12 protein-coding genes are annotated in these 15,925 nt (G+C 39.7%); 4 read left to right on the forward strand and 8 right to left on the reverse strand.

The window, feature by feature from the left end; genetic code table 11:
* Window positions 1–124: 124 nt before the first annotated feature.
* From V7266_RS08465 to pruA, 5 genes are all read right to left on the reverse strand, one after another.
* The gene (locus V7266_RS08465; protein ID WP_335467451.1) at window positions 125–1,567 is read right to left on the reverse strand and encodes an amino acid permease; all 1,443 of its coding nucleotides are present in this window, start codon (window positions 1,565–1,567) and stop codon (window positions 125–127) included.
* A gap of 316 nt (window positions 1,568–1,883) precedes the next feature.
* A complete protein-coding gene (locus V7266_RS08470) occupies window positions 1,884–2,138 on the reverse strand; it encodes a hypothetical protein (RefSeq protein ID WP_335467452.1) in 255 nt (84 codons plus the stop codon).
* A gap of 50 nt (window positions 2,139–2,188) precedes the next feature.
* Window positions 2,189–3,454, reverse strand: a complete 1,266-nt coding sequence (locus V7266_RS08475; RefSeq protein ID WP_335467512.1) for a Glu/Leu/Phe/Val family dehydrogenase — start codon at window positions 3,452–3,454, stop codon at window positions 2,189–2,191.
* Window positions 3,455–3,515: 61 nt separating this feature from the next.
* A complete protein-coding gene (locus tag V7266_RS08480; RefSeq protein WP_420491355.1) occupies window positions 3,516–4,712 on the reverse strand; it encodes an ornithine--oxo-acid transaminase in 1,197 nt (398 codons plus the stop codon).
* A 61-nt stretch (window positions 4,713–4,773) separates the two neighbouring features.
* A complete protein-coding gene (gene pruA, locus V7266_RS08485) occupies window positions 4,774–6,318 on the reverse strand; it encodes an L-glutamate gamma-semialdehyde dehydrogenase (RefSeq protein WP_335467454.1) in 1,545 nt (514 codons plus the stop codon).
* A 209-nt stretch (window positions 6,319–6,527) separates the two neighbouring features.
* Here pruA and V7266_RS08490 point away from each other — a divergent pair, with 209 nt between their 5' ends.
* Window positions 6,528–7,943 carry a sigma-54 interaction domain-containing protein gene (locus V7266_RS08490; RefSeq protein WP_335467455.1) on the forward strand — a complete coding sequence of 472 codons (1,416 nt, stop codon included), beginning with the start codon at window positions 6,528–6,530 and terminating at the stop codon, window positions 7,941–7,943.
* Between the two features lie 238 nt (window positions 7,944–8,181).
* Window positions 8,182–8,388, forward strand: a complete 207-nt coding sequence (locus tag V7266_RS08495; protein WP_335467456.1) for a methionine aminopeptidase — start codon at window positions 8,182–8,184, stop codon at window positions 8,386–8,388.
* Between the two features lie 58 nt (window positions 8,389–8,446).
* Here the strand turns inward: V7266_RS08495 and V7266_RS08500 are convergent, their stop codons facing one another.
* Window positions 8,447–9,424, reverse strand: a complete 978-nt coding sequence (locus tag V7266_RS08500) for a VanW family protein (protein ID WP_335467457.1) — start codon at window positions 9,422–9,424, stop codon at window positions 8,447–8,449.
* Window positions 9,425–9,735: 311 nt separating this feature from the next.
* On the opposite strand from V7266_RS08500, the gene V7266_RS08505 reads away from it, so the two are divergent.
* Window positions 9,736–10,083 carry a hypothetical protein gene (locus tag V7266_RS08505; RefSeq protein ID WP_335467458.1) on the forward strand — a complete coding sequence of 116 codons (348 nt, stop codon included), beginning with the start codon at window positions 9,736–9,738 and terminating at the stop codon, window positions 10,081–10,083.
* A 100-nt stretch (window positions 10,084–10,183) separates the two neighbouring features.
* Here the strand turns inward: V7266_RS08505 and V7266_RS08510 are convergent, their stop codons facing one another.
* Together V7266_RS08510 and aspA are read right to left on the reverse strand one after the other, a co-directional pair.
* Window positions 10,184–11,509 carry a GntT/GntP/DsdX family permease gene (locus tag V7266_RS08510; protein WP_335467513.1) on the reverse strand — a complete coding sequence of 442 codons (1,326 nt, stop codon included), beginning with the start codon at window positions 11,507–11,509 and terminating at the stop codon, window positions 10,184–10,186.
* A gap of 148 nt (window positions 11,510–11,657) precedes the next feature.
* A complete protein-coding gene (gene aspA, locus V7266_RS08515) occupies window positions 11,658–13,076 on the reverse strand; it encodes an aspartate ammonia-lyase (protein ID WP_335467459.1) in 1,419 nt (472 codons plus the stop codon).
* Window positions 13,077–13,453: 377 nt separating this feature from the next.
* Here aspA and V7266_RS08520 point away from each other — a divergent pair, with 377 nt between their 5' ends.
* Window positions 13,454–15,877 (forward strand): cytochrome P450, encoded by a 2,424-nt coding sequence (locus V7266_RS08520; protein WP_420491356.1) that lies wholly within the window; start codon window positions 13,454–13,456, stop codon window positions 15,875–15,877.
* The last annotated feature ends 48 nt before the right edge of the window (window positions 15,878–15,925 follow it).

Raw genomic sequence — 15,925 nt, forward strand, 5'->3', positions numbered from 1 at the left:
GGAGCCTCCTCGGCGCATTTGCGCCTGCTGGGTCTCCCCTGCCCCGTACTCCCGCAGGAGTCGAGCGCCTTCCGCTCCAATCAACAGAATATAAAAAACAAGATCGATTCTAGGAATCCTTGGTTTATATAATCATTTTTTTATTTTCATTTAGATTTAATTCTTGTTCAGCTAGGCCATCCATTTCACGGTTTTTCTTGATTCTAAAATGGTAGATTAAATAACAAATTACGACAAAAGGAACTCCTAAATAAAGAGCAAGACGCTGTTCAGAATCAAATGCTAAACTTGCCAGCACGAGACAATTTAAGGTTAAGCCTATAATCGGCAATATTGGAAAAAGTGGTGTTCTAAATTTTAAATCCTCCACTTTACCGCCCTCTCGAATAAATTTCCTGCGGAAGGCGATTTGTGAAGCCGTAATGGAAATCCAGCCAACTTGTGCACCAAGTCCGGCAACCGATAGGAGCCAAACAAAAACGGTCTCTTCTGCAAAAAAACCTGATAATAAAGATAATAGGGCAATCCCTATTGTTAAAACAAGTGCGTTAAACGGGACCCCTTGCTTGTTGACTTGTGCCAGCCTAGGACTCGCCATCTTCTCTTTTGACATCGCATATATCATCCGGGTTGCGGCGTATAAGCCAGAGTTGGCTACAGAAAGTAATGCGGTTAAGATCACAAAGTTCATAATATCTGCCGCATACGGAATGCCAATACTGTCAAACACAACGACAAACGGGCTTTCGACCACGCCAGCTTGTTTCATTGGGATTAAACTTGCTAATACAAATATCGCTAAAACGAAGAAAAATAACGTCCGCCAAACCGTTTGTTTAATCGATTTTGGAATGGTTTTCTCAGGTTCTTCACTTTCTCCAGCTGCAATTCCAATTAATTCAGTCCCTTGAAACGAAAAGTTTACGGTAATCATAGTAATCAAAAGAGCTGTGATTCCATGTGGCAACAGACCGTTGGCTGTAAAATTTGTTAAGAATGGAGCTGGCTGCCCGTCTTTCAAACTGATTACACCAAACATAGCAGCGCCGCCAAGGACAATGAATGCTAAGATAGCAATAATTTTAATACTTGAAAACCAGAATTCTGTTTCACCAAATGCTCGGGCAGATAGTGCATTAAGAGAGAACAGAACAATAGCAAATATCGCGCACCATATCCAAACAGGTGAATCTGGGAACCATCTCTGCATAAGCTGGCCGGCAGAAAGTAACTCCAATGCAACGGTAACAGACCATCCCAGCCAATACAGCCAGCCAAGAGCAAAGCCTGTACCCGGACCTATAAATTTTGTGGTATAGGTTTGAAAAGATCCCGAAACCGGCATGGCCACTGATAATTCCCCTAAGCAAAGCATCGTTAAGAACATGATAAAGCCGCCAACAATATAGGAGAGAATAGCACCCATTGGACCAGCCTGGCTAATTGTATAACCAGAACCCAAGAAAAGTCCTGATCCTATTACCCCTCCTAAAGAAATCATAAACAAATGCCTGGACTTCATGGTTCTTTTTAATTCATTTGGTGTCTTGTTTCCTTGTAAATTCATTAAGTTTCCCCCTTTTTTTATCGAAGAATACGCTTACAATATTTTCCCATCCCATTTCCTGTAGAAAAGGAAACATTCAACAGGAACCCCCCTGTTGATAAAAAGATTCCAGCTGCTGTCATTATGACCAACTGCTTAATCTTTTTAATTTTTTCACTATTCTAATCTTTATTTTGCAAGTTTTGTGCCAAATATGATAAACCGTATTGTGAACACTTATTGAACGTTATGCCAATTTTTTTTGCATTATTTTAAAAAAATTTTGCATATAAAATGCAAAAATCCCCTTCCCATCTAATGGAAAGGGGATTCCTGCTCAATCACTTCCTGTAATAATCAAATCATCTTTTATCACTGCAAGAGCAGTTTCAGTATCCACCTTTTGGCCGTCCTTCACATTCAATGAGGTGACATGTCCGCTAATACCAATTGAAATCTCTTCCATTTTACCGTTATTTGTTTTAATTAAAAATAATTTTTCCCATTCATATACATGGTTGTCTTTTTTTGTTAAAACTTTTTCAACGGTACCAGAACATGGACTGTATACAGTTTCTTCAATCCTTGGCAAGTTGTTCACTCCTCATTTTATGATTTCGATCGGCAAAAAGAATGTCTCATCTATACCCAGCCGCGGAAGCTGGAGGCTTCAGCTACTTTTCTGATCCCAACCATATAGGCTGCTAAACGCATATCTACTTGATGTGACTTAGCCGTTTCATAAATGGTTTCAAAGGATTTCTTCATCACCTTTGCAAGTTTTTCTTCTACTTCTTCTTCTGACCAATAATAGCCTTGATTATTTTGAACCCATTCAAAATAGGAAACTGTTACTCCGCCAGCACTTGCCAAAATATCTGGAACAAGCAAGACTCCGCGCTCTGTTAAGATCGTCGTGGCTTCAAGCGTAGTTGGCCCATTGGCAGCTTCCACCACAATCGAAGCCTTAATATTGGCAGCATTTTGCGCTGTAATCTGGTTGGAAATAGCCGCAGGAACAAGAATGTCACAATCTATCTCCAACAGTTCTTGGTTGGTGATGGTATCAGTAAATAATTGCGAGAATGTCCCAAAGCTATCTCTTCTATCAAGCAAGTAATCAATGTCAAGACCGTTTGGATCGTAAATACCGCCATATACGTCAGAAACAGCTATCACCTTTGCACCTGCATCATGCATAAATTTAGCTAGATAACTACCAGCATTCCCAAAGCCTTGAATCACCACTTGGGCCCCTTTTAATTCCTTACCCTTTTTCTTTAAAGCTTCTTCAATACAGATGGTTACGCCAGCTGCTGTGGCTGTTTCACGGCCTTTTGAACCTCCTAGGACTAAAGGTTTTCCGGTAATAAAACCTGGTGAGTCAAACTCGCGTAAGCGGCTGTATTCATCCATCATCCACGCCATGATTTGCGAATTTGTATAGACGTCCGGGGCAGGAATATCTTTAGAAGGCCCAACAATTTGGCTGACCGCCCGTACATAGCCGCGGCTGAGTCTCTCTAGCTCTCTAAAAGACATTTGCCTTGGGTCGCAAATAATTCCACCTTTTCCACCGCCATAGGGAAGGTCGGTTATACCGCATTTTAGACTCATCCAAATGGATAATGCCTTGACTTCTTCTTCATCCACCTCTGGATGAAAACGGACTCCGCCCTTTGTCGGCCCTACCGCATCATTATGCTGAGAACGATAGCCTGTAAAGACTTTTACGGTACCATCATCCATTCTAACAGGAATTCGAACTGTCAATAATCGCAGCGGGTCCTTTAAAAGCTCATACATTTCGTTCGTATACCCTAACCTTTTTAATGCTTTTCGGATCACTGTTTGTGTGGAATAAAATAAATTTAATGATTCTTGTTCCTGTTGTTGTTCCTTAGACATTTCATCAACCAATTGATTCTCAGGCATCTACGCCACCCCTTATTATGCTAGAGTTATATTTTTATGATAAAACGGTTTGAATTCTTTCAATAGCCCAATCAATTTCCTCTTTTGTAATAATGAGCGGCGGTGCAAAGCGAATAACCGTATCATGGGTTTCTTTACATAATAACCCTGCTTCTTTTAATTGTTCACAATAGGTTCTAGCTTCTTCAGTTAATTCCACGCCAATAAACAAGCCTTTTCCACGGATTTCTTTAATGGTTGGAGAGCTCATCGCTCTTAATTTATCAATGAAATATTTTCCTAAATCCAGCGAGCGTTCCGCTAAACGTTCCTCCTCAATGACCTCTAATGCCGCAAGTGAAACGGCGCAAGCAAGCGGGTTTCCTCCAAATGTGGAACCGTGAGAACCTGGATTAAATACCCCCAGAACGTCCGAGTTAGCGACCACACATGAGATTGGAAATACTCCGCCTCCAAGCGCTTTTCCTAAAATCAGCATATCTGGTTCAACATCTTCCCAGTCACAGGCAAACATTTTTCCCGTACGAGCCAAACCAACTTGAATTTCATCAGCTATAAATAAGACATTATTTTCTTTACACAATTCAGAAGCTTGTTTTAAGAATCCTTCAGGAGGTAATAAGATTCCTGCTTCTCCTTGAATAGGCTCCATTAAAAATGCTGCGGTATTCGGTGTAATCGCTGCCGTTAATGCCTCTAAATCACCATATGGAATTAATTTAATGCCAGGAAGCATTGGACCAAATCCACGTTTGTACTCTGGATCTGATGAAAGCGACACAGCTCCCATTGTCCGGCCATGGAAATTCCCTGTGCAGGCAATGATTTCAGCTTGATTTTCTGCAATACCTTTTACTTCATAACCCCAGCGTCGTGCTGCTTTTAGAGCAGTTTCAACTGCTTCAGCACCTGTATTCATTGGAAGTGCCATATTTTTATTGGTTAGCTGGCAAATTTTTTCATACCAAGGACCAAGCTGGTCATTATGAAAGGCGCGTGATGTCAGCGTAACTTTATCTGCTTGGTCTTTTAATGCTTGAATAATTTTCGGATGGCGGTGCCCCTGGTTCACCGCGGAATAGGCGCTTAGCATATCCATATATCGGTTGCCTTCTGGACTTTCTACCCAAACACCCTCTGCTTTCGCAATGACGATTGGCAGTGGATGATAGTTATTGGCACCAAATTTATTTGTTTGTTCAATAATTTCTGTTGTTTTCGTCGTTACCATCATGTTCGTTTCCCCCTTTATTCGTAGGGAGCACCATTGGATGCCCCCATCCCTTCCGATCTTAAAGCATTTCTGAAGTCGTTTTCGCCTGCATATGAAGCAGTAAATAGTCTGGTCCCCCTGCTTTTGAATCGGTTCCAGACATATTGAAGCCGCCAAATGGCTGATAACCTACAATAGCACCCGTACATGTACGATTAAAATAAAGATTTCCTACGTGGAATTCTTGTCTTGCACGTTCAATGTGCTCGCGGTTATTTGAAATAAGTGCTCCTGTTAACCCATAATCCGTGTTGTTGGCGATTTTCATCATATGATCAAAGTCACGTGCCTTACAGAAGGTTACCACTGGACCAAAAATTTCTTCCTTCATAAGGCGGGCATCCTCATCCAAGTCAGCGAGTATGGTTGGTTGGATAAAATAGCCCTTGGCGTCATCCCCTTCGCCGCCAGTCATTAATCTGCCTTCTTCTTTTCCAATTTCAATATAGCTCATAATCTTTTTAAATGATCTTTCGTCAATAACTGGTCCCATGTAAGTGTTTTGTAATTCTGGATTACCAAGTGTAAGTGTTTTTGTTAGCGCAACGGCCTTTTCAAGGACAACATCATACACATCTTGGTGCACAACAGCGCGGGATCCAGCTGAACATTTTTGACCGGAGTACCCAAATGCTGAGTAGACGATCGATGCTGCAGCAAGATCCAAATCCGCTTCGTTATCGACCACAACAGTGTCTTTACCACCCATCTCGGCAATCACACGTTTTAACCAAATTTGTCCTGGATTTACTTTTGCCGCACGTTCATAAATACGGCACCCTACTTCGCGGGAACCTGTAAACGAGACAAATCGAGTTTTCGGATGATCTACTAAGTAATCACCAATTTGAGCACCGCTCCCAGGTACAAAGTTTAGAACGCCTTTTGGCAGTCCAGCTTCATGCATCAGCTCTACAAATTTTGCAGCCACGATTGGTGTGGAATTAGCCGGTTTTAATAGAACCGTGTTTCCAGACACAATTGCTGCAACTGTTGTACCTGCCATTATGGCAAGCGGGAAGTTAAATGGTGAAATGATGATTCCCACTCCAAGCGGAATATAGTTGAATGTATTATATTCTCCAGCCCGGCTTTTTACAGGTACACCCTCTTTCAGACTTAACATTTGTCTAGCATAATACTCGATAAAATCAATTGCTTCAGCAGTATCTGCGTCTGCTTCCTTCCATGGCTTCCCTGCCTCCTTTACTAGATAGCTAGAGAATTCATGTTTACGGCGGCGCAACATAGCAGCTGCACGGAATAGGATATTGGCACGATGCTCTGGACTCCACGTCTTCCACGATTCAAAAGCTGCTAATGCTGACTGCATTGCGTTTTCAGCTAGCTCTTGATTGGCCATTGAAACACTGCCAATAACCTCTTCCTTGTTCGCCGGATTAATTGAAACAATCTTTTCTTCTGTTTCAATAGCTTCACCGTTAATGATCACTGGGTAGTGTTTACCAAGTTCTGATTGGACGTAGGCAAGTGCCTCTTTAAATGCCTGTATATTTTTTTCTTCCGTAAAATTAGTAAATGGTTCATGTGAATATGGATACATTGTTTTTCCCCCTTTTGTTGTACATAAAAGGATATTGCAAGTTCCGTGCCAACTTTATTTTTGCAGTTTAAAAGCTTTTTTACAGTGGTAAGAGCCAATTATTTTTGCGCAAAATTCATTTTTTTAAAAGTAATAGCAAAATTATTTTGCATTAGAATGTTTTCTTTGATTAAATAGATGCATAGAGGAAAAACAAGGGGTATAACACAATGGAAAAATCAAAGAATGACTTAATTTATTTAACAGGGATGTATAAGAGGATCTTGGACGAGATTGATGTAGGAGTCCATGCAGTCGATGAAACAGGAAAAACGATTATTTATAATAAAAAAATGATGCAAATGGAATCGATGGATTTTCAGGATGTCATGGATAAAAATTTGCTGGACGTGTTTATGTTTAAAGACGACCAATCTAGTACTCTAGTAAAAGCCCTCCAAGAAGGAAAAGAAACTAGTAACGTAAAACAAACATATTTTAATAATAAAGGAAGAGAAATTACTACCATTAACAACACCATTCCGATCTATTCCGATCATGAACTTCGGGGTGCCGTGGAAATTGCTAATGATGTTACAAAGCTGGAAAAATTAATCAAGGGCAACATGAAAAAAGGAACTTCTAAGTATACTTTTGATCATATTATCGGCACCAGCCCAGCAATAAAGGAAGTAATCGAAACGGCTAAACGTGCGACCAGAACCTCATCCTATGTATTGATTGTTGGTGACACCGGTACAGGGAAGGAACTTTTTGCACAAAGTATTCACAATGGAAGTGAGCGGTTATCAGGACCGTTCATTTCACAAAATTGCGCAGCCTTACCAGATAATTTAATCGAGAGTCTCCTGTTCGGGACAAAACGCGGTGCTTTCACAGGGGCTATGGATACCCCGGGATTATTTGAACAGGCCAACGGCGGCACTCTGCTGCTTGATGAAATAAACTCCTTAAATTTAAATCTTCAAGCAAAACTGCTGCGAGTCCTCCAGGAAAAAACAATAAGAAGGATTGGGGACACAAAGGACACGGCCGTTGATGTCAGAGTGATTGCGAATATGAATGAAGATCCAATTGATGCGGTAGCTAATAATCGAATGCGAAAAGACTTGTATTATCGACTAGGGGTCGTAACTATCTTTGTGCCGCCATTAAAAGATCGTAAAGAAGATATTCCATTATTAGTGGAACATTTTATTGAAAAATACAATGAACGGTTTCAAATGCAGGTTAAAGGATTATCGGAAGAGGTCAAACTTTCTTTCTTTGAATATGATTGGCATGGTAATGTACGTGAACTGGAGCATATTATTGAAGCCGCTATGAACATTATGATGGATGGTGAAGACTTCATCAGGTATCGCCATTTACCTTACCAGTATCGAAACAAAATGCAGATGAAGGAAAGAATGATACCCCTCTCTACGGTTGAAACCTTTATGAAAGAAACGGGAGATGTTACAGTACCTCTAAAAGAACAAATGGAGTTATTTGAAAAAACCTATATTGACCATGTGCTTAAGAAAAATGATAATAATATTTCCAAAACAGCAAATTTGCTTGGATTAAGCCGTCAGAGCTTACAGTATCGATTAAAGAAACTAAACTTTGACGTAAATAGTTAACTTTTACGATAACGAACTTTGGACTAGCATGGCTCCAGGTTCGTTATTTTTTTTTATACATTTTGTACAACCTTTTACTGGAGGACTCACTTTCTGGTGTGCATTTTCATATAATATATCAGACGCAAAAGGAGATCTATCAATAACCTAGTAAAATTCCCCCATTTTATAAGAAAACATGCAAGCATAATTATTCCATTTTTCCCCCATACTAAGAAAAAACAATGAGGTGAAGAAAATGGGACTACTCAACTCATTTAATCAATGGAAAGAGGCAAAATATCAAAATCATGTCACCAATATGAAGGAACAGGGTAAATGCCCTGATTGCGAGGGCAGAGGTTATACAGTGTACCCTTATAATGAGTTTGCCTACTTTAATTCCTTTGAATGTCCAGGATGCCAAGGCAGCGGCCACTATGCAGATTGGGAAGAAATGAGATAGTTGAAGTGGAATGACCAAGAAAAAATCCCTGCGCGCGGAGCACTGCAGGGACTTTTCCTTATTTTTGTTTTTTCACTTGACCTTGGTATACTTTTGCCGTTCTTACTTCTACAGTGATGGATCCTTTTTTTACAACTGTTTTTAACATCAATGGAACACCCGTTGTGTTTTTAAATCGAAAATCTAACCCGCCATAAGATACCGTTGCATCCCTTCCTGCTGGCACATAACCTACATGCAGAGAGTGATGATTTCTTTCAATATAACTGACAGCTAGTTTATCAATCGCGTTGTAAAGCGTGGAAGAGGTTTGACAAATACCACCGCCGATTCCTTCCACTAACTTTCCATCAAGAGCTTCTGGTGCGGGTTGATAGCCATGCTCGGCATCACTTGGTCCTACAGTTGTGTTAAAGGAGAAAGAGTCCCCGGTACCTAAAATGACATTATTAATCGCTTTTGCCGATAACGTAATATTTTTAGTTCTGCCCGACATTCCCCCATGGAAATAGGTAGTATAAGAAGAAACGACTACCTCTCCTAATTGCGGCGCCTCCTCCGGCTTATAGCCGCTTGCTGTCACATATAAGGGAATTTCAACGTCACCACCTTTTAAAGAAGCCTGAATGATTTTTTCAGTCAACTCTTCCTCTTCAAGCACCGTTTGCGGTGAACCCTTAATGACTTGTCCATTTCCATCTAACTTATCGAGGATCATTCTTTTATCATAACCTGGGGTATCTTTTGTTCCTCGAGCCAATTCCCTTGTTAATCCGGCTATTTCGTCTTTATATTTTTCATCTTCTGTCCCAAATCCCAAATCCTTTGGATTAATTGTTTTAATAACCTTTTTAGTATTTGGATCGATAAGATTGACTAAAACCGGTTTTTCAACTTTCTTTTTCTCCTCTGCTTTAAGGTTTTTCTCTTGCGGGCTTGTTTGCTGCCCTGCTGCCATTGCTTCCTTTTCTTTAGTTGTCTGCTCTGCACAACCAGCTAGTCCAAATACACAACCTGCCATTATTATTGCGATCATTCTTGTAAACCTGCTCATTTTCCCCCATCTTTTCCCCGTTAATTATTTTGGATTTACCTACTACTATCTAATTTGACGATGTACACAGAAATTGGTTTCAGATTTTAACCTAATTATCCCAATTTTATTTCTGATTTTCTGTAATAGATTTACAAATCATAGGTTCATTTTATCACTTTTCTCTGGTAATAAAATTACTTTTCTGATGTTATAAAAGAAAAATAATTCCTTTGCACTAAATCCTTGGAATAAAAACAAGCGATAGGTATATAGTAATACCTAGGTTTTGTTTATTCTTTGGAGGTGCTTAAATGTCTGTTTATATTCATCAGACGTTTGTCATTAAACAAGATAAGTTTAAAGAAGGAATTGATAATTTAAGGGAGATTAAAAAATTCAGAACTGAAAATTATGATCACAAAGTCGAGATTCTTACACCAATTTCCGGAGAGGATCATACCTACGCCCTCCTATCGATTTATGAGGGATTAGCAGAAATGGAATTACAAAATAAAAAAATGTTTGAAGATGAAGAGTACATAGAGCTGATTGGTCCCTTTTTTCTTGAGAATATTGAACAAGGCAGTATGTATACACAAATTTATCGTACCTTAAGTGACCGGAAACCTGATAAAAAGAAGGAAAAAGAGCAAAAATGATTATCTTTGATAAAGAAAAAGGGCCTATAGCCCTTTTTTTGTTTTTCATTAAAAAAAGTACCAACAATCCTCAAATAGTTGGCACCTTTTTAAGTCTCTCTTAAAAAAACATATTCAACAGCAACGCTCCCCCAAACGCCACGAATGAAAGAATCGTTTCTAAGACTGTCCAAGTTTTAAAGGTTTCCGGAACACTTAAACCTAAATATTCTTTAACCATCCAGAAGCCGGCGTCGTTAACGTGTGAAAACATTAACGATCCTGCGCCCGTCGCGATAACCAATAATTCAAGATTCACGTCTGTCATCCCTGCAACCACTGGTGAAACAATCCCAGCGGCAGTAGTAAGGGCAACAGTAGCAGATCCCGTAGCTATTCGAATTAAACCAGCAATTAAAAAGGCCAATACAAGTGGTGATAGCGATAAATTCTCTGCCATCCGTGCGATGGTATCCCCTACTCCACTTTCGATTAGAATTTGTTTAAATCCACCACCTGCCCCAATGATTAAAGCGATGGAACCGACTGGCAATAAACATTCCTCTGTCAATTTTTTAATAACTTCTTTTCCCATCCCTCTCCGTAGGCCAAGGAAATAATAAGCAACAAAGACAGAGATCAAGAGGGCAATAATTGGACTTCCAATGAAAATGAGAAATTTCGTTATCCCCGCGGTTAATTTTAAGTAAGGAGCAACCGCTGATAGAATCATTAGTAACACTGGCAGCAGAATGATGAAAAAAGAAATTCCTGTACCTGGTAACGTTCTAGCTTCCTTACTTATTCGAATCAACTCAGGTTCTCCTTGTGGTACAACTCTTTTGTTAACCCACATGGCAAACAATGGACCAGCAATAATAACGGCTGGAATCGCAATAATTAACGAATATAAAAGGACTCTACCTAGATTTGCCTTGTAGATACTGATGGCTGCCAATGCCCCGGGATGCGGTGGAACCAGTCCATGTACGATGGATAATCCTGCGATACACGGCAAGGCGATTAATAAAATATTTTGTTTAGATGATTTGTGAATTGAAATAACTAGAGGTAATAGAATTAAAATTCCCACTTCAAAAAATACAGGAATACCAATAATAAAACCTGACAGCATCATGGCCCAGGGTAATTTATTAACCCCAAAAACGCGAATAAAATATTCAGCAATCTGCATCCCCGCTCCAGAGTCTGCCATCATCTTACCTAAAATGGTCCCTAGAGCTAAAATCCCGATTAAATGCCCAAGAACCCCGCCTACACCCGTTTCATAGGCAGCGACTATTTTATCCAGCGATAGCCCGGACACTAGCGCTAAAAACAAACTAGCCACAAGCAAGCTGATAAACGCATGCCATTTAAACCATGATACACCTAAAACAACGATGACTATTGAAACAAGTGTCATCAATAATAAAAAGGTATCCATCAACCAACACCATCCTTTACAATTTCGTTGTATATATCGCTCTTATTGTTAACATTTGTTACATTTACATTCGAATTTTCCTATTTTAGTCTTTAAAACAAAAAAAAGCACTCATCCGTAATAAAATATTGGATAAGTGCTTATATTTTTAGTCTCTATCTAAAAGAGCTGCACCAGCAATTCCTGGTTTTGTCATTTCAAATATATTTAATATTAAATCCAGTTCTTCTTCTGTAAGCACATCATGCTGCAAACATAATTCTCGAACCGATTTCCCGCTGACGATTGCTTCTCTCGCAATCCTCGCTGCAACTTCATATCCCAAATGGGGGTTTACGGCCGTGATTATACCAACACTTCTTTCAACGTAATCCTTTAATCGAGCCTCGTTCGCTTCGATCCCCTTCAAGCAATAATCGGTAAACGAACGGAATCCATTGTTCATAATACTGATTGATTGCAGCAAATTAAACACTAATACCGGCTCCATCACATTCAATTCCAATTGACCTGCTTCAGAAGCAAGACAGATCGTATGATCATTTCCAATTACCTGAAATGCAATTTGATTAATAAGCTCCGGCATGACTGGATTTACTTTTCCTGGCATAATGGAAGACCCAGGCTGGCGGGCTGGCAAACTGATTTCTCCTAAACCTGCCCTCGGGCCAGATGCCATTAGACGCAGGTCATTTGCGATTTTTGACATGTTCATCATACAAACTTTTAATGTGGCTGAAACCTCCGTATATGCATCCGTGTTCTGGGTTGCATCCACGAGGTGTTCGGCGTTTACTAATGGAAGCCCGCTAATGTCGGCTAGCTGCTTTACCACATCTATAATATATTGTGGATCCGCATTTAACCCCGTCCCAACTGCTGTAGCTCCCATATTCACTTCATATAAATGATTTCTGGAATTTGAAATCCGCTTAATATCACGTTCAAGAACACGAGAGTAAGCTTCAAATTCTTGACCAAGGCGGATTGGAACAGCATCCTGTAAATGGGTCCGCCCCATTTTGATAACGTTTTCAAATTGTCTCGCCTTCTCTTGAAAAACGGCAAGCATATCATTCATAGTCACGAGTAATTTTTCAAGTAATTTTAGAACAGCGATGTGAATGGCTGTCGGGAAAACGTCATTCGTCGATTGCGACATATTTACATGTGTATTCGGACTTAAGTGAATATAAGCTCCTTTGTCATGACCAAGCAATTCAAGCGCCCGATTGGCGATTACTTCATTTGCATTCATGTTCATGGACGTTCCGGCTCCGCCTTGAATTGGATCAACAATAAATTGGTCGTTCCACTTTCCTGCTATCACTTCATCTGCTGCTTGACAAATGACATCCCCAAGCCCGGAATATAATCTCTTTGTATTCATATTTGCTATTGCAGCTGCCTTTTTTACCATGGCTAATGCTTTAATCAATTCCTCATGAATGGAGTACCCTGTAATTGGGAAATTCTCAACCGCCCTAAGTGTTTGGATTCCATAATAGGCATCCTTTGGGATTTCTTTTTTACCCAAGAAATCTTGTTCGGTTCTGTTTGTAATCATTGCTTTCTGTCTCCTTTTTATAAACAACTATCGTTACAAAAAAATAATAACAATAAAAATGGGCTATGTCTCTAGTTCTGCTTTATTTATTGCATTACACCCTAATTATTCTTTCGATATAATAATATTTCGTACCACGTTATATATCTTTTTATTTGCTTTTGGATAATAAAACAGTAATTTTGTCGTTATCTCCAACTAAATAACCAATAAAATTATATCGATTTTTGATAACCATGTAGAACCCTGTCAAAATATTTATTTTAATAAAATCTTATATTAATAATGCATTCATGTTATAATCTTCTCAATATTATTTTAATATTGTAAATTTTTGAAATAAGGATGTTCAGATGAAGGAGAGGTATAATAGAGACATGGTTACAACTACTCATGGAATTATTCCACAACCTAATACATTCGGCCCGCTCGGTAATCTCCCACAGCTAGACATACAACAACCGTCACAATCCATCATGAAACTTGCCGCTGAATACGGTCCAATATTTAAACTTAAATTCCCTACCGGCACTGGGATTTTTATTTCTTCAGCCGAATTAGTCAAAGACGCCTCCGATGAGTCCCGTTTCGATAAACTTGTCAATGCTCCATTGCAAAAAGTGAGAGCGTTTTCAGGAGATGGCCTGTTTACAAGCTGGACAAAAGAGGAAAACTGGCGCAAGGCACATAATATTCTTCTCCCCAGCTTTAGTCAAAGTGCTATGAAGGGCTATCATGCTATGATGGTTGACGTTGCCCTGCAGCTCGTACAAAAATGGTCCCGTCTTAATTCGGATGAAAGTATTAATGTTCCTGAAGATATGACAAGGCTTACACTTGATACGATTGGTTTATGCGGGTTTAATTATAGGTTTAATAGTTTTTATCGTGAAAAGCCGCATCGATTTATTAAAAGTATGGGACGCGCCCTTGACGAAGCGATGAACCAGAGCAACCGGCTCGGCATTCAAGATAAGCTGATGATTAAGAAAAAACGCCAGTTTAATCTTGATATTGACTACATGTTTTCTCTAGTTGATAGAATTATTGACGAACGGAAAAATAGCGATAGTCATGATGCGGAGGATCTGCTCTCACGGATGCTGGAATGCGCTGACCCGGAAACTGGCGAAAAACTTAGCGACGAAAATATCCGCTATCAAATCATTACCTTTTTGATTGCCGGACATGAAACGACGAGCGGGTTACTATCTTTTGCTCTCTATTTTTTAATGAATCATCCAGAGGTCCTAGCAAAGGCCTATGAGGAAGTAGACCGTGTCCTGACAGGTCCGATTCCAACTTACCAGCAAATCCGCCAATTAAAGTATATTCGAATGATTTTAAATGAATCTTTAAGACTTTGGCCGACCGCTCCACTCTTCTCCCTATACGCTAAAGAAGATACCCTTTTGGCTGGGACTTATCTACTTAAGCGAAGAGATGTGGTCAATATTTTATTGCCGGTTTTACATCGTGATCCAAGTGCCTGGGGAGAAGATGCCGAAGAATTTAAACCAGAGCGGTTTGCCGACCCTAAATCAATACCACATCATGCCTATAAGCCGTTTGGTAATGGCCAGCGCGCCTGTATCGGACAGCAATTTGCTATGCATGAGGCTGTTCTAGTAATTGGGATGATTTTAAAGCAATTTAAATTAATTGATCATACGGACTATCAATTGAAGATTAAAGAAACATTGACCATTAAACCGGATAAATTATATATAAAAGTTCAACCGCGTAAATCCAATTTCACTGTTCCTATTTTAGAGGAGACTATACGTTCATCTGTCTTTTCAGCAGAGAACCTATTTCAAACAGAGATACATAATCAAGTCCAAACAGTTTCACATAACACACCGCTGCTCGTGTTATTTGGTTCAAATATGGGAACTGGAGAGGGAATCGCACATGATTTAGCCGTAACAGCCCGTTTCAAAGGGTTCCAAAGTGAAGTCGCACCCCTGGACAATTTTGTTGACAAACTTCCAAGACATGGGGCTGTACTCATTGTCTGTTCCTCGTATAATGGAAAACCGCCAAAAAATGCTCGTAAATTTGTTAAGTGGTTAAAGGAAGCAGATAGGAACTCACTGAAATCTGTTCACTTTGCTGTATTTGGCTGTGGGGATACAAATTGGGCTAGTACGTATCAAAGTATTCCTACCCTTCTTGATGAAAAGTTAGCCGAAAAAGGGGCAATCCGTTTAATTCAGAAGGGCCAGGGAAATGTCAGTGGTGATTTTGAAGACCAATTCGAATCATGGCATGAATTGTTATGGACGAATGTTTTTAAGGAGTTGGGAATTGAAAATAAAGATAATCATTTTGAGGACACACTTTCGAGTCAATTTGTCAGAATGCAGAATCCAGATTCCTTCATGGATTCGATTTCTATTAGCACCCTTCAAACGGCAACCTTGCCTCAAAATACAGCCGAACTGGTTGTTCGTGTATTAAATCGTTTTGCAGTGGATCCTAATAAACAATTAATTTTATCAGGTGACAAGGAAAAACTGGTTCATCTGCCACTTGATTTTCCTGTCAGGGCTTGGGATCTATTGAAATATAGTGTGAATCTGGAGGAAAAGACAACAAAGCTGCAGCTGCGTGAGCTGATTGAATTTACATCCTGCCCTCCGCATAAGAAAGAGTTAGAGCATCTTGAAAAAAATGAGGAGTTAATGGCAAAACAGGGTTTGGGTTTGTCCATGCTCGATTTATTAGAAAAATACCCTGCCTGTGAACTTCCTTTTGAACGGTTTATCCAGTTACTTCCCCCTTTAAAGGGACAATAAAAATAACGGTTCTACCTATCTGGTGTTTGGCCATAATACTAGCGGATA

This window comes from Neobacillus drentensis (genome assembly GCF_036965645.1).
In the GTDB taxonomy this organism is placed as follows: domain Bacteria; phylum Bacillota; class Bacilli; order Bacillales; family Cytobacillaceae; genus Neobacillus; species Neobacillus drentensis_D.

Bases quoted from the DNA above. Each gene is read 5' to 3' on its own strand.
- pruA (WP_335467454.1), bottom strand. From the start codon at position 6,318: ATGTATCCATATTCACATGAACCATTTACTAATTTTACGGAAGAAAAA.
- V7266_RS08465 (WP_335467451.1), bottom strand. From the start codon at position 1,567: ATGAATTTACAAGGAAACAAGACACCAAATGAATTAAAAAGAACCATG.
- aspA (WP_335467459.1), bottom strand. From the start codon at position 13,076: ATGATTACAAACAGAACCGAACAAGATTTCTTGGGTAAAAAAGAAATC.
- V7266_RS08475 (WP_335467512.1), bottom strand. From the start codon at position 3,454: ATGTCTAAGGAACAACAACAGGAACAAGAATCATTAAATTTATTTTAT.
- V7266_RS08505 (WP_335467458.1), top strand. From the start codon at position 9,736: ATGTCTGTTTATATTCATCAGACGTTTGTCATTAAACAAGATAAGTTT.
- V7266_RS08500 (WP_335467457.1), bottom strand. From the start codon at position 9,424: ATGATCGCAATAATAATGGCAGGTTGTGTATTTGGACTAGCTGGTTGT.
- V7266_RS08495 (WP_335467456.1), top strand. From the start codon at position 8,182: ATGGGACTACTCAACTCATTTAATCAATGGAAAGAGGCAAAATATCAA.
- V7266_RS08520 (WP_420491356.1), top strand. From the start codon at position 13,454: ATGGTTACAACTACTCATGGAATTATTCCACAACCTAATACATTCGGC.
- V7266_RS08510 (WP_335467513.1), bottom strand. From the start codon at position 11,509: ATGGATACCTTTTTATTATTGATGACACTTGTTTCAATAGTCATCGTT.
- V7266_RS08490 (WP_335467455.1), top strand. From the start codon at position 6,528: ATGGAAAAATCAAAGAATGACTTAATTTATTTAACAGGGATGTATAAG.
- V7266_RS08480 (WP_420491355.1), bottom strand. From the start codon at position 4,712: ATGGTAACGACGAAAACAACAGAAATTATTGAACAAACAAATAAATTT.